10 protein-coding genes are annotated in these 18,849 nt (G+C 69.8%); 1 reads left to right on the plus strand and 9 read right to left on the minus strand.

What is annotated here, in order from left to right; genetic code table 11:
* Positions 1–23 precede the first annotated feature (23 nt).
* The 8 genes from BN1313_RS10210 to BN1313_RS10245 form a co-directional block, all read right to left on the minus strand.
* The gene (locus BN1313_RS10210) at positions 24–1,499 is read right to left on the minus strand and encodes a right-handed parallel beta-helix repeat-containing protein (RefSeq protein WP_091739948.1); all 1,476 of its coding nucleotides are present in this window, start codon (positions 1,497–1,499) and stop codon (positions 24–26) included.
* Positions 1,500–1,514: 15 nt separating this feature from the next.
* On the minus strand, positions 1,515–2,498 hold the full coding sequence (locus BN1313_RS10215; RefSeq protein ID WP_091739951.1) for a hypothetical protein: 984 nt from the start codon (positions 2,496–2,498) through the stop codon (positions 1,515–1,517).
* Between the two features lie 72 nt (positions 2,499–2,570).
* Entirely contained in the window at positions 2,571–4,217 is a 1,647-nt protein-coding gene (locus BN1313_RS10220; protein WP_091739955.1) for a hypothetical protein, read from the minus strand.
* A 97-nt stretch (positions 4,218–4,314) separates the two neighbouring features.
* The gene (locus BN1313_RS10225) at positions 4,315–5,385 is read right to left on the minus strand and encodes a glycosyltransferase family 4 protein (protein WP_091739958.1); all 1,071 of its coding nucleotides are present in this window, start codon (positions 5,383–5,385) and stop codon (positions 4,315–4,317) included.
* The gene (locus BN1313_RS10230) at positions 5,385–8,156 is read right to left on the minus strand and encodes a glycosyltransferase family 2 protein (RefSeq protein WP_141653117.1); all 2,772 of its coding nucleotides are present in this window, start codon (positions 8,154–8,156) and stop codon (positions 5,385–5,387) included. Before BN1313_RS10230 ends, BN1313_RS10225 begins: the two co-directional genes overlap by 1 nt.
* Positions 8,153–10,243, minus strand: coding sequence for a hypothetical protein (locus tag BN1313_RS10235; protein WP_091739964.1), 2,091 nt, complete (start codon positions 10,241–10,243; stop codon positions 8,153–8,155). Before BN1313_RS10235 ends, BN1313_RS10230 begins: the two co-directional genes overlap by 4 nt.
* A 1-nt stretch (position 10,244) precedes the next feature.
* The gene (locus BN1313_RS10240) at positions 10,245–12,605 is read right to left on the minus strand and encodes a hypothetical protein (protein WP_091739966.1); all 2,361 of its coding nucleotides are present in this window, start codon (positions 12,603–12,605) and stop codon (positions 10,245–10,247) included.
* Complete coding sequence (locus tag BN1313_RS10245; RefSeq protein WP_091739969.1) at positions 12,605–14,176, minus strand: hypothetical protein; 1,572 nt, start codon at positions 14,174–14,176, stop codon at positions 12,605–12,607. Before BN1313_RS10245 ends, BN1313_RS10240 begins: the two co-directional genes overlap by 1 nt.
* A 300-nt stretch (positions 14,177–14,476) precedes the next feature.
* Between BN1313_RS10245 and BN1313_RS10250 the strand changes: the two genes are divergently transcribed.
* The gene (locus BN1313_RS10250) at positions 14,477–17,131 is read left to right on the plus strand and encodes a glycosyltransferase family protein (protein ID WP_091739972.1); all 2,655 of its coding nucleotides are present in this window, start codon (positions 14,477–14,479) and stop codon (positions 17,129–17,131) included.
* Here BN1313_RS10250 and BN1313_RS10255 read toward each other — a convergent pair whose 3' ends face one another.
* Positions 17,132–18,772, minus strand: coding sequence for a tetratricopeptide repeat protein (locus BN1313_RS10255; protein ID WP_091739975.1), 1,641 nt, complete (start codon positions 18,770–18,772; stop codon positions 17,132–17,134).
* Positions 18,773–18,849: the final 77 nt, after the last annotated feature.

The raw sequence follows: 18,849 nt of genomic DNA on the forward strand, positions 1-18,849 counted from the left end.
ATCCCGGCCGCGAAGCATCCCGGTTACTTCTTGGCCGCCCCAGCCGGCGTCGGCAAGGCGTAAACCAGGCCTGACGGATGCTCTCGCCAGCCCTGCACGGTTTCGCCCGGCGCGGTGTCGGCGCTGACATTGCGCAGCCTTAACAGGCGAGCGCGGCGGATGAGGATCGCCTCGGTCGGCGCCCCCGTAATGCGGACATTGTCGAGGGTGAGCTCGAGTGTGGCGTCCTGGTCGATCTGCGCTGTGGTGCGGTTCTTCTCGGCGATGAACATGGCGCGGCTGAACTTCGGCTTTGGCCCGCCGGTCATGGTCAGGTTCTGGAAGGCGACCTGGCCCTCGTCGATGCGGATCGGGCCCGAGTTGGTGAGCGTCACGTCGCGGAAGACCACGCGCTTCGGCGAAGGCCGGCCGGTGGTGTCATAGCCCGGCGTGCCGGTGCGGTGGCGACCGATACCGACGCGGATGGCCATGCCGCCGTAGCAATCTTTCGCAGTCAGGCGCTCGACGAGGATGTTGTCGGACGTCGTGTAGTCTGGCGGGATCGGCGGCTTGCGGCCGACGTGGTACCCGGCATAGGTCGGCGGCGTTGTCGGCTTGTCGTAGATCGAGATGACCGCGGCCGCGCCCTCGCAGCGGACGTCGGAGATAATCACATCGCGGGCCGACGACAGGTCGTACATTTCCGCGGAAGTATCCGGCCGCACGATGAAGGTGTTGCGCCGACTGACCATGCGGCTAACGACGCCATCGAAGTCGAACAACTCGGCCATGTTGCGCCCGACATTGTCGTTGAGCTCGATATCGGTGACGTAGCGGGCGTTCATGCCCTGGGCGATATCGGTGAAGCGGTTGCCGTTGATCTTGAGGTTGCGGCAGTTCAGCAGGCTCAGGCCCCAGCCGCGCCGGCCGGTCGTGCCCTCCAGGGCGGAGTTCTTGAAAGCGCACTTCAGGAAGCTCACGCCATCGACGCCGTTCAGCTCGAAGCCGTAAGGACTCTGCGCGGTCGAGCTGAAGCGCTGGTCGAAGTCGAAGATCGCGTTTTCGAAGACGATGTTGCGCACCCCTTGCCCCAGCGGCGTGAGCGTCTGGCGCGTGGCGAACATGACCATCCGCGCACCCTTGGGGATCGGCTTGGGATAGTCCTTGCGCAGCGACATGACGAAGCGACCGCCCATGCCGATGCAGTGGGTCGGGCCTGCGAGCGTGATGCAGGGGATGATCGGGAATTCCGGCCCGTGGAAGCTGAAGGGCTTGCCCGCGTCGGCGGGATCGGGGCTAAGCGCCCAGGTTCCCTTAGGCACGATCCACGGGACACCGGCCTTGGCGGCGTCGGCAATGCATCGGCGGACGGCCTGCGTGTCGACCACTGGATCGCCGCGGCCGCCGCCGTAATCGGCCAGGTTGATCGGCTTGGCGCCTTGCGCCGCCGCGAGGCCGGCAGGGCCCAGGCCGCCGAGAACGGCCAGTCTTGCGAGAAGCGTCCTGCGGCTAAGGGCCATGTCGGTCGTCTCGTCCTACTTGATGCGGGCCATGCTGCGGTTCAGGAAATCAACGATGTCCTGGGCTCTTTGTTCGCGCTCGTTTGCGGCGGCCTCAAGGCCGGCGCGGGCCGCGCCGGCGAAGACGGCGGCCTCGTTGACGTCGGACAGGACCTTGTCGATCACCTGCTCCAGGTCGCTGAAGTCCGGGGCGCAGGCGACGACGTGGGCGCCAGGCTTGAAGATGTCGAAGCCGTGGGTCTGGACGAAGCCGCTCTCGGCCTTGATGACGACGCAGCCGGCGAAGACCGCCTCGAAGTCCTTCCAGGAATATTCGCCGTAGCCATAGGGCGAGACCAGGATCTTGGAGTCGCCCAGCGCCGCGGCGTAGGTGTCGGGCCCTAGCGAACGGCCGATCCCCAGCAGGACGTTGTGCTTGGTCATGCCGGCGAGAATCCGGCAGGCGTCCTCGCGGTGCCTGGTGATCAGATCGACGTCGTAGTTGACGACGCCGGAGAAGAAGACGTCCGCCGTGCGATGGCGCACCTTCGGTGTCTTGCGGCCGCGCACGCGGGTGTAGCGGTCCTTGTGGGCGAAGATCTGCAGGATCACCTCGATCTTATCGAGCTCCTCCTCGCTGAACACCACGCGCACCGGTGTCGCCGGCTCATCCGACAGCAGCGTGTGGTGATAGCGATCCAAGAGGGTGGGCGCATTGTAGAGCGCCTTGTCGCGCAGGCCGGTTTCCTTCGCGTAGCCGATCACGTGCGGGTTCTTCAGCAGGGGCCGGTTCTTCGCCGGGATGCTGCCGCTGGCGTTGCGCTCATAGATGATGGTCGGCGAATCGATCGACTGCGGCGAACGGCGGTCGGTGACCACTTGGCTCTGCACGATCTGAACGTCCGCGCCTTCAAGATTGCGGCCGATCGTCCAGCCGAGGTCAGCGATCTGCGATTCCGCTTCGAACCAGCCGTCAAAGCGATGGATGTACTTCTCATCGACGTCGATATTGACCTTCACGGGCGGGTTCCTGTTCTCGATGTTCGTAGCGGCGCCGGACCTGAGCGCTTCTTAGGCCGGTACATTGCGTATTTATGTCGGGGCGTCGCCATTCACCTGCGCGGCGACCTTAGGCGAACGCGCGCGCAGGGCGAAGCCGATCACGCCGATGGCGGCCTGGGCGCCCCCTGGGCCCTGGTTGTGCGTTTCCGGGCAGGTGATCTGCAGCCGGACAGGCCCCCCTTCGAGGGTCACCTCAATGGCGCGCCAATCGGTGTGGGCCGCCGCCAGAACGCCCTGGTCGGATGCGAGCGCGTCGACGGCGATGGTGAAGTTGCACGGTCCCTCCAGCGAGGAGCGCAGGCCGATCAGCAATTCATGAGGGCCCGCCTCGACGATCGGGTCGATCAGCAGGCTGGCGCCGCCCGCCCGGGTCCAGCAACCCCAGTGGTCGGGCCACCACCAGCCCTCGCCGCAGCGCGCCAGGGCGTCGGCCGCCGATGTCTCGGCTTCGGGGTCAACACCCAGGCCGTAGTAAACGTCCGTCTGGACCAGCAGGCTCGGCGGCGACGCATCGCCGCCGGCGAATCGCCGGGCGATCTCGCCGATGGCGGCGGCCCGCCGCGCGCCATCCGCGCCGAGGACGAACAGCGCCTCGCGGCGCAGGTTGAGGTCGCGGGCCTCAGCCCAACGCAGCATCGCCGCAGCGTCGGCCTCATGATCCACCAAGACCGCAAGGGTTTGCGGCATCGCGGCGAAGAGCTCGCGACCGATCGCGTCGTCGCCGGCGACCTCAGCGGCGGCCGGCAGGTAGACCAGGGTGCGAATCGACCGGGCCCGGCGCAGCGCCCGCAACTCCAGATCAAATGCGCCGGCCGTGTCGTGGCCAGCGAAATCGACGATCACCGCCCCGTCGGCGAAGGCGCACGGCGCCCCAGCAGCGGAGAGCAGGTTGAGCAGGGTCAGCAGGTCGGTCGCCGGCGGCTCGCCAGCGCGGCCGGCCAGGGCGGCGCGGAAAGCTTCGACCAGCAGGCTGGCCGGCAAACGACGCAAGCCTGGGGACGCATGGCGGCCGCCGCACAGCAACACGTCTTCGCTGCTTTCGACCACGTCGACGACCAGGGCCATGCAGGCGAGGTCCACCGGTGAGGGCGCGCCAGTCAATAGCGCCTCGACAAGGCGGGTGACGTGCAGGACGACCGGCGTCGCATCGGCGGGCCCGGCGCCCAGAGCCTCGGCCAGAGCCTCCAGCGAGAAGCGATGATCGTGATGAACCAGCCCCGCCAGTTCGCGGGTGCTGTCCCGCGCCAACCCCTCGATGTCGAGGGCGCGCATGTAGGCGAGCGCCGCGTCGGTCATACGGCCCTGCAGCTTCAGCGCGTGACCCAGATTGAGATAGGTGTCGGCGTTGGTCGGCTCCTGCCCGGCGGCGACGCGGTAAGCGCCTTCCGCCGCGCCAGGATCACCGGCCTCCTTCAGGGCGTGGCCGAACTGCACCCAGATGTGGGTCAGTTGCGGATTGATCGACAGAGCCTCGGCATAGGCATAGGCCGCGCTGCGCCAGTCCCGACGATCGCGCGCCTGGTCGCCACGCCCCGCCGCGGCGGCGGCGCGCAACTTGTCCGGGCCGAAATTGAGCATCAGCCGCCGGAATCGGTTCGGCTGAGCCTGAGGCAGCGCTGGCAGGTCGAGGGCGGCGTTCGCCGGCGGCGCGATCGACAGGGCGGAGTCGGCGGACATCGGCCGAACATCGCGGGATCGACGGAATAAATCCATCGTCAAGTCCGCCGCGCGGGCTGGAAGTTTCCGCGCTGCGCAACCGACATGCGCAGGACGGTCAAGCCAGGATCTCGCTGAAGAGTTCGAATTCCGAATAGGCGGCCTTGTCGATCGTGTAGTCGAGCGCGGTGGCGATGGCCGCGCGGCGCATCCGCTCGCGCGCCGAGGGGCGCAGGCCGACGTAGGCGGCGACCGCCGCCATGATCTCCGCGTCGCTGCGCGTATCGACGCGGAAGCCGTTGATCCAATGGCGCAGATATTCGTCCGAGCCACCCAGCAGCGGCACCAGCGGCACACATCCGCAGGCCATACCCTCCAGCCCCGTACGTCCGAAGGCCTGAAAGTCCGACAGGTCCAGGAACATGTCCGACTGGCGCAGCACCTCTGCAACGCCGGCGCGGCTCAAAGGGCCACGATTGTCGATCGACGGCGACAGGCGGACGCCGGCCTCGTCCAGATCCGACTGGGCGCAGCCGAACACCACAACCTCGACTTGATCCGGGAAAGCCTGAACGAGCATTTCCAGAATTCGGGCGGTGCGGTGCGGCGCGCGGCGCGGCGTCAACGGCCGCAGCATCGCGCTGATTGTCACCCGTGAACCCTCAACGCCGCGGGGGCCGGGATGGTAGGTGTCGTGGTCGATGCTGGGCGTGACCTTGGCCACGGGCCGGTGGTGGTTGGCGCTGACGATGTCGCACAGGAAGCGCGTCTTGGCGAACAACTGGGCATCCGGGATCACCGTGTAGGAGGCCCGCGACTCGTCCCACTCCGGCGTATGCGGAATGTTGAACAGGGGCTCGTAGTCCTGGATGTAGTAGCCCGCCCGCGGCGCGGCCGATCCCAAGCGACCCTGAACCTGGGCGACAAGATGGGCCGAGCGCCAGGTCGTCGCGACGGTCAGGTCATAGCCCCTAGCGGCGTCGGCGACCTCGTCAGCGCTCTGAAAAGGATGCAGAGCCACCGGACCATCCAGCATTTCGGGATAGGTCGTCAGAAACGGATCGAGGGTCGCCGCCGTCGTGCAGATGCCAACCTGCGCGCCCAGGCGATGCAGGCCATGGGCCTCCTGCACCACCGAGTGCGCGCCGCCGCCGCCGCCGGCGCCGGGAAGAACGAAGAGCACGCGCATCAGGAGGTCGCCTTCAAGCGTCGGCGCAGCGCATCGCGCAGCTGCGCCATGGCGGGGGTCTCCAGGAATTGCCTCCCGATGGCGCGGAAGTCGACCTCCGGGTGCATGGCCCGAAGCGCGCGGTCGCCGGCCGCCGTCAGTTCGGCGCGACGACCTTGGCCAAAGCTCGCGGATTTGACGTGGTGGACGTAGACGTGGTCGGCGACGCAGAGACGATAGCCAGCCTTGGCGGCGCGCAGGCACATGTCGTTCTCCTCGCCGTAGCCCTCGGGGAAGGCGGCCTCGTCGAAGCCGCCGATCTCCTCGAAGACGCTGCGGCGGATCAAAGTGCAGAACCCGTTGAGGAGGGGCGTGTCGGGAAAGGCGTGCAGAGAAACGTCCCGGACCGCGTCGGCCATGTCCTGCACGGTCCAGCCCTGCGGCAGGCGATTGACCATCCAGCGGCCCGCCCCGTCGTAGAGCTCCGGCACCGACTGATAGGTCGCCGCATTGGACACTGGCCCGACGAGCGCGATCCGCGGATCGGCCGCGGCGACATCGAGCAGACCTTTGAGCCACCCGTCGCTAACCAGCGTGTCGCTGTTCAGCAGCACGACCCAGTCTGCGGATGAACCCAGGACCGCGCGATTGGCGCTGGCGGTGTAGCCCAGGTTCTTAAGGTTACGGGTCAGCCGCATCCACGGCTTGTCGTCGATGAAGGCCTCGATGCGGACGCGGCAGTCCTCATCGGAGCCGTCGTCGACGATCCGCACGGTGTGCGGCACCGTCGTGCGCCGCGCGAGCGAATCCAGGCAGGCGAGAACCTCCTCGGTGGCGTTGTGCACGCAGACGGCGACTTCGACGCTGCCCTTAAGCTCCGGCCAAGTCCAACGCGGCGTCGGCATGCGCGCCGCGGCGATGGCGCCGGTCTCGGGCTCGGCCTTCAAGGCGACAGGCGTCAACCAGGCCTCAACGCCGCGGATCAGCCCCACCTGGGCGAGGATGCGACTGTCCTCGAGCTGGACCGGCGGCGGCGGCGCTTCCGGCGCGCGCTCAGCGCTCTCCAACCGCACGCCTCGAATCTGCATGGCCAGCGACTGACGCACGGCGAAGCCGAGGAAATATTCGCTGGACAGATGTTCGCTGTCGTCGACGTGGAGCATGTCCGGCTCGACGACAAAGCCAAAGGTCTGGGTCCGCCACTGACGCGAAAGAAGAACCTGGCGGGCGATCACCACCACCGGCGTCTCGAATTCGCGAACCTCCTGACCGACGCGGCGCAGCGTCCGCCGAAACAGCAGGACCTGGCCGACGAGCAGCCATTGCCGATCCAGCAGGTGGTGGTCGCCGGGCGATTCGCCGACGTCGCCAGCCCGCGCAGTGAAGGTGACCTGGAAGCGACCTTCCAGGCGAACAGGCTGCAGCTTGATCTCCAGCCGACAACCCTCGGGGGTGGCCGGCGCGGAGATCGACAGTCCCCATTCGGGGACGCGGACTGAGGGGTCAGGCGCTGGAACGGCGGCGAAATACGCCGGGACGTCGGTCTTGTGTTTGTAGAACCACCAGCCTTCGGCGGTTTCAAAATGGGTGCGCGCTTCGCGGCCCGAGATGCCATTGGGCCAGTGCTGCAAATCGCCATTCACCAGCAGGTTGAACCCAGGCGCCAGGCCCCGCGACATCATCTGCTCGAACCGGCCCTCGCCATCGTCGCCGCAGGCGACGCCGGCTAACTCAAGATAGCCGGGCTGGCCCGTCAGCGCCCGAGCGGAGACGCGGAAGGTCAGGGTCGGACCCGCGGCGCCGGAGAGCGGCGCGACGCCCTGCCGGAAACCCCAGTCGGCGTCGCAGACCGAACGGGTCGCCGCCACGACGGTCTCGCCGTCCAGCAGAGCGAGTTCGACCTCGACCAGCCGTGAGGCGCGGCCGAACAGGCCGAGCGCCAGCGCCTCCGCCTCGCCTTCCCGGCGCGGCGTGGCGACCCGCTGCTCAAGGATTGGGGTGAAAGCCTCATGGTCGACCCGCACCGACAGGGTCGCGCCGGAGAGGCCGCGGCGATCCCGCACCTCTGGCGCGAATGCGTAGGCGCCGCGCCGGATCTCGGCGGCGAGCAGCGTCCAGCCGGCGGGACCCTCGGCGGTCCAGTGGGCGAAGTCGCTGTTGACGCTCAACCGCGCGCCTTCGGTGTGACGAACCCGCAGATTCTCGGCCAGGACCACGCCATCCGCCGTCAAGACGGCTGCGGCGACGTCTGTTGCGGCGACTCCCGGCGGCAGGTTGAAGCGCGCCGCGCCGTCCCGAACCGCCGCGGTCAGCCGCGCAATCTCCGGCCCTGCCGGATCCTGCAGGATGATCGTCAGTCCATAGCCGTTGGGCAGCACGACGACCGGGCCGAACCCGACCGTGCATTCGTCGCCCTTAGCCTCGAGCCATCCCTGCAAAGGCGGGAACACGGCCTCCACGCCCGCCGCACGAACGACGGCGCCATGACGGGCCAATTCCAGAGGGCTGCGGCCCGGCGTGCGCAGGATGAAGCTGGCGGCGCGGCCGGCGGCCACCCGTTCGAAAGACATCTGGTCTGAGGACAAGGGCGCGCCATCGAGCCAAATCTCGATGGGGCCCGCGAAATCGGCTGGCGCGCCGCTGACGACGCACTCGGCCGCAGTCGGCGTCAGACGCCGGATTTCCGGCCGTGGACGGATCGTCGCCGCGTCATCCTCGCCTCTCGCCTCGGCCATCAAGCCCCCGATCACCGCGCCCGCTCTCCCCGCAGCCGCGCCGCCTTCCCGGCTCAATTAACAGACTCCTTCAGCGATGACATTGGCCTTCTCGCCGGCGCATTCGCCCGTTGCTCGGCCAGCCGCGTCTCAATAGCCGCAGCGATCCGGTGCGCCGCGGGGCCCGGCAGGAAGGCGCGCGCGAGGAAGGCCTCATTGGTCCGAAGCAACTTCGCCTCCGGCGCCCCCAGGAAGCGAAGAAAGTCTTCAGCTGACTGAAGAACCGGGAGCGGGGCGTAGGCCGAGAGATCAAGGCCGTAGCCGAACAAGGCCACGGGCCTGCCCGCCCGCGCGGCGTCCACCGCCACCGTCGACGGTGTCGTCGCCACCCGATCGGCGTCTGCCATAAGCGCTTGGGCGGTGTAGGGCTCCCACTGAGGGTCGCGCGGGTCGATCAGCAGGATGTTGCGGCCGCGGGGCGCCGACAGCGGATGACGGGTCAGCCAGCGGCCGGCATGGTGCGGCTTCAGCAGGAAAAGCGTGTCTGGGGCGGCGGCGGCGGCGGCGGCTATGTCGGTCAGCACGCGCGCGCGCCAGGCGTCATCGTAGCGCTCCCAATGCAGGTTCTCGAAGACCGCGACGCGCGCCGTCCACGGCCCGTGAGGCCAGGCCAGGCGACCAGCCGCCAGAGCCGGTGATTTCGGATCGCCGAGCGGTCGTACAGCCGAGCGGGTCTGTGCGGTCACCCAGTTCGGCAAGGCCGCCGCTGGCCCCCAGGTGAAGACGCGATCGGCCCCGAAGTCTACAGCCGCGCCGCCCTGCCGATAGGTGAGGCCGATATTCTCGAAGCCATGCTGCAGCGAGAACGCCGGCAGTCCGGCCGCGATAGCGCGATCGGTCAGCCCTCGCCCCGCCCTGTGCGCCTCGACGCTGGCGTCGGCGGCGACCAGCACGCCGGCCGACTGATCCAGACCCGGCGCTTCGCCCCGGATCGCCGCTTCCCGAGAGATCGTCTCGACCTCGAAGCCGGCGGCGCCAAGTCGGGCGAAGGTGCGGGGCGATTCTGCGCGCAACCAATCGGAGACCGCGATCCGCAGGCTGAGCGCGCCCCGCGCCTTAAGGGCCTCCACAACGGGGGCCATGACGTCGAGATCCTGCGCCAGGTCGAAGAAGGCGAGTAGCTGGGGCGGTTGCATAGTGACGGGCCTTGACCTGCCGCCCGAAAAGGCGCGATCGAGCGCCGCGCCCCAGGACAGGGCGACACGCGCCGGCGACTGTCGCTCAGCCTGCAGACTAGCCGCGGAGATCGCCGCCGCACGTGCTTCATGACCGCCAGCCAGCGCCCGATCCAGGCCCCGATCCCAGTCGCCGATCACGCCAAGATTTGCGAGGCCGTCAAGGGAGGGATGCGAGCTGGCCGTGAACGGCGCAGCGGCCATCAGGGCGGAACGGGCCCAGATGGCGGGTCGGTCCGAGCCAAGCGGCGCCCGGCCATAGGCGATGGCGACGCCGCACGCCGTTTCGAGAGCGGCTAGGCCAAGCACCCCCTCGGGCCCAAGGCGCAAGCCAGCGAGTCCGATATCGGCGAGGTCCACGCGCTCAGGATCGCTGATGAAGAGTTCGATCGTGACGTGGTGGCGCGCGCGCGCGCGCGCCAAGGCGGGAGCGACGACCGCAAGCCCATCGGCGTCACCGACCACCAGCAAGGCCCCCGGGCTGGGCGCCTGGTCATCGATCGCGTCGACTTCCGCGCCGAGCGCGCCGCGCACGAGCAAGTCCTCCGCTCGCCTCGCGCCCAATCCGCGGGCGGCGATCACCGAGAGGCCCAGCGGCGCTGGATAGCGCGAGGCCAACGAAGCATCCTCCCGCGCGACGATAAGCGGCGCGCCAAGGCGGGCCAGACGCTCCAGGTCGCCGGCGCCGAGGCCGCCCACCGGCTGGACGGCGACGCGGCCCGCAAAGGTCTCGATCAGGCCAAGGTCGACGTCGGTCAGCGCGCCCTCGGCCATCAACACGAGAACCGCGCCGGCGCTCGCGTCGAGGTCAGCGCTGGTGGTCAGCCGGATGTTGCGCCCCGCCTGCGCCAGCACCGCCGGGTAGAGCGCCGTCCTTTCGGCAAGCCCGAGGCCGCGCCAGTGGTCGGGCAGTTTCCAGAAGACGTTCATGTCAGGCGCCGAGGGCGGCGGCGCGAGCCCGCGCCGCCCACTCCGTGAGCCGCTGGTGATCGGGTTCCGCGACCAACAGGGCCTGAAACTCTTCGACGAGCTCCAGCATCGCGGCGCGGCCGCGCTCGCGAGCGCGGTAGGCGCGTAGGCCGACCTCGTTGGCCTGGGCGAGAAGGCCAGGCTCGATCGTCAGCTCCGCCACGCCCGTCTCGGCCGGCGCGACCCGTTCGCGCAGCAGGCCCGGGACCATGCCGCGCCCAGCGGCGGCGCTTTGCAGGATGATGCGCGCGCGCAGGATCGCGGCCTGGCCCGCGCCGTCAGCATCTTCCCGCGCCTCGCCCGTCGCTGTCAGATGGCCGAGATGAAGGTGCACGAGACGCTCGCCCGCGGCCCTGACCATCAGGTCCGCCCAGGCCAGTCGATCACCGTAGCCCGCGGCGTCCAGGCCGCCGAGGCGATCGAAGACCGCACGTGAGACGGCGGCCAAGCGGACCGCGGCGGCGGGCACGCTACGGACCAGGCCCGCGAAGGCGTCGTCCATCTCGAGCTCGAAAGGCGGGGCGAAGGCGTGCGATTGTGACAGCCGCAGCCCATGGGACACTCGACCTGCAGCATCGCGCATGGCGCATCCGACCGCGCACACGCCAGGCTCGAGACACCAAAGCGCCAGCTGCTCCAGCGTCAGCGGGTCGTCCAGGCGGACGCCAGCATCGAAGAACATCAGACCGTCGCCACGCGATTCCGCGACGGCGGCGTTGACCAGGTCGGCCCAATTCCGGGCTTCCTCACCCGCCGCCGCCTGGACGACCCTCACATTGGCGACGCCGAACAGGCCGCGCGCCATGTCCAGCAACGCCGGCGCGATGGGCGAACGATCGACCATCACGATCTCGATCCGACCGCTGACGCTCTGACCCGCCGCCGAGCGCAGGCTGCGTTCAGCATCGGCGGCGCGCGCCGCATTGGTGAGGATCAGGCTGATCACCCGCGCCCGGCGTTGCGGCAGGACGAGGAACGGCGCCGGCGAACCCACCGGGGCGGGCGCCACGACAGCATCGGAACCCGCTTCGACCAGGAGATTTTGGCAAAGGGCGGCTGACTCGGCCGACACAGCCGGGGCCGGCGCAAGCGCACTGGTCAGGGCCTCCGGACGGCGCGTCCATACAAGGTCCTGCCCGGCCAGCCAGAAGGTGAGCGGATGCAGGTCGCCGCCGGCGAGGCTCGCCAGCACTTCCGGCGGCGCCTTGGCCACATGCTCGCCGCGAACAGCGAAGGCGGTGTCGGTCATGGCCCCCTGCCGCAGGGTCGGGACATCGAAGGCGCCGCGGCGCAGTGTCCATCCTGGGCTGCCGGCGCGCGCGTGATCGGCGATGAAACGATCCCAGACCACGACGTCAGCGAAGCGTTCCTGCCGGGCGAGCGCAGCCAGCATCGAAGGGTGGGGAATGTCGTCCGGCCGGGCGAAAACAACATAGGCGCTCGCGCTGGCGGCTTCGACGACGGCGACGGGATCGGCGCCGACCAGCGCCCGTCCGGCGCCGGGATGGGACTGGAGCCCCCAGGCGCGTTCCGCCAGACACCCCTCGCCGCCGCCGGGCAGCACGATCAACGCACCCGCAAGGACGTCTTCGCGGTCGAGCCGCAGCCGTTCATGATTCAGCCGGCGAATGAAGCGTAGCAGGCGCAGGTCGATGGGTTCGGCGGACACAGCCATGTGCTCGAACGGCAGGCTGCCCAGCAACTCATACTGGGCCGCGTCGAGGTAGCCGCGAAACTGCTCCGGCCCCGTAATTGGGGGCGACAGGCGCAGGACGCCGCCGGGCAGGGGCTCGGTCTGACCGACGACACGGACCACCAGTTCAGCCTCACCGATCGCGGCCAGTGCGGAGACGTCGAGGCTGAAGCCGCATGGCGGACCGCTGGGGGCGCCTTCATGCATGCGATTTGCGACCGCGGAGGCGGCGACCCGGCCGTTGCGCAGGACCTCGATCTCAATGGGCCGCCCATCGGAGGCGCGCGCCCACCCGGTGACCGTCGACGGCCCCAAGAGGCCCGCGATCCCTTCCACCGTCACGACAGCCTCGCCCGAGGCTAATAGGCCGCCATCCCAAAGCACCGGCGAGCCGTCGAGCGTCTCGCCGTTCTCGAGGCGAACCTCGATGAAGCGCATCCGGGCGGCGGCGAGGTGTCCGGGCAGGCTCAGACTGAAAGCGGCGCGGCCTGCTTTGGCGGGCTCGGCCGTCGCCCGCGCCGCGACGACGTCGCCTTCGAGGACCGCTTCGACCACCGCGCCGGCGTAGCGTTCGACGAGCCACCCGCGGATTTCATCTCCCCGAATCTCAGTGACGGCGCCGACGCTCATCACTTTCGGGGCGCCTTCGGTCCAGCGCCGACCAGGCGCCGCCAGAACCCTTGATCGCGCCACGCGCGCAGCGTCGCCTCGCGCGCTTCGGCTTCGGCGCGCAGGGTCTCGATCTCCCGTCCCGCGACGGACAGTTGCTCGCGCATCGCCTCAGCGGCGGCGTCAGCTTGCTCCGCAGCCCTGGCGGCGGCCGTCCGGCGCATCTCCAGAGCCGCTTCGAGGCCCGCGACACGGCCAGACAGGCTCGCCCGCTCGACGGTCAGCGCATGGGCGTCGGCCAACGCGGCCGCCAGGGCGCTCGAAGCCTCAGCCTCGCGGCGCGCCGCCGCATCCAGCGCGGCGGCGACCTTGGCGCCGACCTCTTCCGCCAGGCGATGGGCCGCGCCTCGCCAACGGCCAGCATCGGCCTCGGCCCGCGCCAGGGCCGCTTTGGCTTCGGCGTGGCGCGCTTCCAGGTCCTCTAGCGCGTCGGCCGCGCCGCGCTCCGCCGCGAGCGCGCGCTTGAGATCTTCAATGTCGCGATCACGCGCGGTTAGGAGCGCCCCGGCGTCCATCTGGGCGCCGCGCAGCGCATCCACCTCAGCCTGCAACTCGGCGGTGCGGTGGTTGCCGCCCATCTCGTCGCTAAAGGTCTCGGCCGGAGTCTGCTCCTGGACTGGCGCCGGTTCCGGCGGCGTCGGCGTGTAAGGGGACGGCCTATCCGGGGACGGCGACGTGACGCGAGCCGCATTGAGCGCCGCAGCGGCCTCGTAGGCCTGAATACGGTAGACGCCGATGCGCTTCTGATTGCGGCGATCGATCTCAGCGTGAGCGCGCTCCACAGCCGCGACCTCTTCCCGCACCAGCGGAGCGATCTGGGCGGCCAGCCGATCCGCTCGCGCCAGGGTTTCATCCAAACGCTCCGCCGGCTTGGCGGCGTCCGGCTGGAGAGCGAGCGCGCCTAGCGCCGCAAAGGCGCGGTCGCACCATCGCGCGACGTTGTCCTCCGGGTCCGGGGAAACGGCCTGCATCTTCGTCGGCGCGGCCTTCCCGAACGCCTGATCGACCTCCGCCTCGACACTGTTGCTCCAGGCGGGCCACGCGAAGCCAAAGGCGGCAGCCGTGCGCGCCATGGCGCGGCGCCAGTCTTCGCAAACCGCCGGATCGGCCAGGATCAGCCGGCGCGAAGCGCGCGCGCCACGCTCTGCGTCAAGGGTGGCGCGCAGCCACGCGAGCGCCGCGGCCGTCTTGGAGCGACCGGCGGCGACCTCCGCCGCGATCGCCTCGCCCGGGTCGCCCGCCACCAGGATGAAGCACGGCTCGAATCCCGCGAGCGCCATGGCGCGCCGCCAAAGCGGGGCGAGCCGGGCGATACGCACGTCCTCGACGACGAACAAGCCTTCCCCGGCGAAGGTTTCGGAAAGCGCGATGCCGAGCCGCCGGGCGTAGGCCTCAGCCTCCTCGGACTCGAACCAAGCCCCGGGAAGCGGCGCCCATTCACTCCAGGCCGGTCCCAGAGATTCGACCGTCTCCGCTAAAATCGACGCGAAGGCGCCCGGCCGCGACGCCGCACCCAGATGCGCCGCCGACACGGCCAGCGCCCTAGCGCTGGAATGCGCAGGCCCCGTCACCAGCAGCCCGATCGGCCTGCGGCCGGCCGCCAAACGGAGATGGACTGCTGTCGGCCCTTGTAATGCTGACGCCATGCCCGCTCAATTCGCCTCGTTCGGCTCAGCCCGACGAGGCACGACATAGCGCGCCTGCGCGTTCGTCGTCGAGTTGCTTCAAGCGCGCGCATCCCAGCGGGTCTTGCTGCAGCTTCCCTTGTCAGTGGTGTGCGATCCAGCCAAGTTCCGCCCGCATCGTGCGCCCGCCGCCGCCAAGAGACTGAAGTGATCGCATTCAAGGCCCGCGTTCGTGATCCCGCCGTCGCCAGCTACCGCTATCGCGTGCTGACGGCCATCCAGGCGCTGCGAAGCCTGGGCTGCGCCGCCGAGGAGTATGACCGCGCCCGTGAGGGGCTCTACACCGCCGTGGTCTTCTCCAAGGCTTATGGCGCGGACGATCAGGTCCTGGCCCGACGGCTCGCCGCGGCTGGCGTGCGCGTGGTCCTCGATCTCTGCGACAACCATTTCTACAACCCGCGCGGGCTGCCGGATTATGATCAGGCCGCGTCGGATTTGCGGGCGATGATCGCCGTTTGCGACGAGGTGATCTGTTCGACTCCGGTGCTAGCCGCGCAGATTGAGATCGAGGCGGGCTTGGCTTATCGACCCAAGGTCGCGCCGGACTTCTACGAACAGGCGGCCACCCGCGTCGGCGGCGCCAAGCCGGTCAGCGAACCGGCGCAGTTGCTGTGGTTCGGCGTGCACGGCGCGCCCAATGCGCCTGCGGGCATGAGCGATCTCCTGCTGATCCGCGCCGAACTGGCGGAGGCCTTCGCGCTGCGACCCTTCGAGCTGACGATCTGTTCAAACAGCGAGGACGCCTACGATCGCCTGTCCCCCAGCCTGCCCGTGCCGACCCGCTACGTGGAATGGTCGCAACCCGCGCTGGAGACCGAGCTGAGCGCCGCCGACGGCGTGATCATCCCGCTATCCGACAACGCCTTCGTCGCCGGCAAGACCCACAACCGCCTGACGCTCGCGCTGTCGGCGGGCGCCCCTGTCGTGGCCGATCCGCTGGACGCCTATCGGCCCTTCGCCGCCTTCGCCCGTATCGGCGATTGGGGCGGGGGCCTTGCGGAGCTTCTGCGGCGCCCGGCCGAGGCCTTCGCCCGGGCCGCGCCCGCCGAGGCGTTCCTCAAGGCGAACTGGTCGCCCCAGGCCTTGGCCCCGATCTGGGCGGAGGCGCTGGGCGCCCACCGGGCCGCCGAGCCGCGCGCCCTGGCGGTCGCGGCCACCGGCGGGGTTCAGGCCTGGCTCCAGGCGGAAGGTCGCAATCTGCGGCGATGGCTGATCGCGGGCCCAGACGCCGACCCCGACATCGTCGCGGCGGCGCGGCGCGAGGGCTGGCTGGTCCTGGCCCTCGGGGTGGCCGCCCAGCGCCTCGAGGCGGACGCCGCCTGGATCGCTGATATCCGCACCCTGGAGGACGCGCCCGAGGCGGTGCTCGAGCGCGTCGGCGTGGTCTGGGCGCCGGCCTCGCCGCGCGAGGACGGCGTCGCCTCGGCGCTCAGCCTGGGTGGCTGGACCGAGCGCTCCGACGCCCTGCAGAATCTGAAGTCGGCCGGCCGCCTGCTGCGGGCCGAGCCCGCGGACCACGATCATGAAGACCTCGCGGGCGACTACGCCGATGAGGCCGCGACGCTACGGATCCTGGCCCGGGCAGGCGTAAGCATCGCCCGGCGGATCGGCCTCGGCGCGCCCCGACCGGGTTTCGAGGCGTTGCAGCCCTACGGCGCCCGCCGCAGCGGCGGGGCCGCGATCGTCCGACGCACCACGGGAATCTCGTACGGACCCTATGGCTATCCCAGTCCGGCGCGGGTGTTCGTGGGCGCCGATGAGGAACAGAAGTTGGGCGCGCGGGTCCTCGCCTACAGCATCGAGCGGCGTTCAACGATGGACGTGGTGGTCGAAGTGCTGGACGTTTCCCAGATTCCCGAACCGCAGAAGCCGGAAAATCGCTCGAAGACCGGCTTCTCCTTCGCCCGCTTCGATATCCCGCGCCTCTGCGACTACGACGGGCGTGGGATCTACCTGGACGCCGACATGCTGGTGTTCGGCGACATCGCCGACCTCTGGACCCAACCGCTGGATGAGGCCGACCTGCTCTACTCGCTGAGCCATCCGCACATGGGACGCACCCCGCAGACCGCGGTGATGCTGCTGAATTGCCGGTCCCTGGATTGGGACGTCGGCGCCATCGTGCGGGGCCTGGACGACGGCGCCTACACCTATGGCCAGTTGATGGGCGACCTGTGCATCGTGCACGCCGACCGCCAGAAGCCCGGCCTGCCCTACTGGTGGAACAGCCTGGAGCAGTACGATCCTGGGCGGACCTGCCTGCTGCACTACACCGACATGGACACGCAGCCGTGGGTGACCTGGAACCGTAACGGCGGCCTGTGGCTGGCCGCTCTGCGTGACGCCCTCGACGAAGGCTACATCAGCCGCGCCGAAGTCGACGAGGCGGTGGCCAACGGCCACGTTTCACCGCAATTGCCCGTCTGGCTGGGGCTTGCAGAAACCGTATCTGACGAGGTCGCCGCGGCGCTCTGGGTCGCGCCCTACCACCGTTTCCTTGAACCGTCAGGACCTATTGAGGGGCGCGTGAGCCTCACCTCGGACGGCATCCTCGCCGGTTGGGCCTGGCGCCCGAACGGGGCCGGCGCGCCCGTCACCTTGCGCGTTCTCGATGGAGAAGATGAAATCCTGCGGATCGTCCCTGGCGATTACGCCGCAATCCTCGAGCGGCATGGCAAGGGCGACGGCCGCCACGCCTTCGCCGTCGCCTTGCCGGACGACCTGCGAAATTCTGACCGGCCGCTCAGGGTCATCGCCGAGGGGCAGGATGAGGACCTCGCCGGCAGCCCGCTCCGGCGCTAATCACGCGGCGCGGCGGCCCTGCCGATCGGCCCGCAGAGTGAAGCCGATCACGCCCACCGACGCCGAGCGGGCGCCGGGCTCGATCCGATGTTCCGCTTCACCGGCGATATCGAGCGTCACGACGCCGTCGTCAGCCTGGACGCGCAGGCGGCGCCAATCGATCTGTCCCGGCGTCAGGACGCCGGTGACCGCCTGGCCGCCGTTGACCGCAATGCGGAAGGGGCACGAGCGATCGCGCGGCCCGCGCAGGCCCAGATGAAGTTCAAGCACGCCAGCGGCGGCGAGCGCCGGCGCCAGCACGAGCCGTAGCCGTCCGCCGCCCAGACGCGTCCAGCAACCCCAGGCTTCCGGCAGCCACCAGCCCTCCCCCACGCGGAACGCAGCGCCGTGCGCGTCGTTCTCGACCGCAGCCGGTTCGCGGCCCAGGCTGTAGTAAAGGTCCGCCTGCGCACGGAGCGGCTCGGCGGTCGGAGCGGTCTCGCCGGACAGGCGCGCCGCCAGCGCGAGCAGGCGCAGAGCCCGCCCTGCGCCGGGCGCCGGGTCTAGCAGATGAATCCGCGCAGGATCGAGCGGCTGGCCCTCCCGAGCCGCGAGCGCGAGCAGTCGCTCTCGCTCATAGGCGGCGTCGACGACAACCGCCGGTGCGCGCCGCGCCGCCGCCAGGGCGCCCGCAGCATCCTCGGCGAGGCGGCCGGACAGATAGCTCAAGGCATGGACCGACGCCTCGGCCGCCGCGCGCCTCTGCAGGCCAAAGTCCTCGTCCTCGCCAGCGGGACCGGCATCGCCGAAGTCAACGAGCACGGCGCCCTCACGGAAGATGCAGGGCGATCCGGCGCCGGAGGCGAGCCGCAGCAACCGGCGCACGTCGAGGACGCGCTCGACATCCGGGGACTCCGCCAGCGACAGACGGCAGGCGTCTGCCAGGAGGGTGGGCGCGAGCAACCGCAGGCCCGCTGCGCGGCCGCTGGATTCGCAAAGCGCCAGATCCGGACTGGCCTCGATCAAGGCCAGGACCAGCGCGGCGCGAGCCTTGTCCACGGCGCCCAGCGGACCGGTCGCCATCCGCCGCATCAGACCGGTGATGTGGACAGCCACCTGCGGGGCGTCGTCCGGCGTTGTCTCTAGCGCCGAGGCCAGAGCGCTGACGTCCAGCGCCAGACCATCGCGCGCCAGGCCCGAAAGTTCGCGCGTGGCGTCCGCCCATCCGCCATCGAGCTCCAGGGCGCGCATATAGGCGCCCGCCGCCTCCTCGCGACGGCCCTGCATCTTCAAGGCATGTCCCAAATTCAGGAAGGTGTCGGCCAGCGGCGGACTGTAGATCAGCGACGCGCGATAGGCTTTCTCGGCCGCGACGGGATCGGACGCCTCCTTCAGGGCATGCCCGAACTGCACCCAGATATGCGGCAGGCGCGGATCGAGACGCAGACCTTCGGCATAGGCGAAGGCCGCGGCGGGCCAGTCGCGAAGATCGCGAGCGTCATCGCCGCGCTGGACCGCATCGCGGCGCGCCTTGGTCCGCCATGGATTGAGCAGGGCCAGACGACCGGCGACGCCAAGGCGCGCCTCCGGCAGGGCGGGCAGACGGTTTGCGCCGTCCTGCGGTTCGCCAAGCTTTACCGCCTTGCGGATTGCGCTACCCATGGGGTCGTTGATCCCGCCAGCCCATAGCGAGCCGATGTCTCCTGCCTTCCCATCGTCTACACCGAAATCGGCGCGCG

Source organism: Phenylobacterium immobile (ATCC 35973) (genome assembly GCF_001375595.1).
Classification (GTDB): domain Bacteria; phylum Pseudomonadota; class Alphaproteobacteria; order Caulobacterales; family Caulobacteraceae; genus Phenylobacterium; species Phenylobacterium immobile.

Excerpts from the sequence above, each read along its gene's own strand:
- BN1313_RS10220 (WP_091739955.1), bottom strand. The coding sequence starts at position 4,217 with ATGTCCGCCGACTCCGCCCTGTCGATCGCGCCGCCGGCGAACGCCGCC.
- BN1313_RS10240 (WP_091739966.1), bottom strand. The coding sequence starts at position 12,605 with ATGAGCGTCGGCGCCGTCACTGAGATTCGGGGAGATGAAATCCGCGGG.
- BN1313_RS10225 (WP_091739958.1), bottom strand. The coding sequence starts at position 5,385 with ATGCGCGTGCTCTTCGTTCTTCCCGGCGCCGGCGGCGGCGGCGGCGCG.
- BN1313_RS10235 (WP_091739964.1), bottom strand. The coding sequence starts at position 10,243 with ATGAACGTCTTCTGGAAACTGCCCGACCACTGGCGCGGCCTCGGGCTT.
- BN1313_RS10210 (WP_091739948.1), bottom strand. The coding sequence starts at position 1,499 with ATGGCCCTTAGCCGCAGGACGCTTCTCGCAAGACTGGCCGTTCTCGGC.
- BN1313_RS10255 (WP_091739975.1), bottom strand. The coding sequence starts at position 18,772 with ATGGGTAGCGCAATCCGCAAGGCGGTAAAGCTTGGCGAACCGCAGGAC.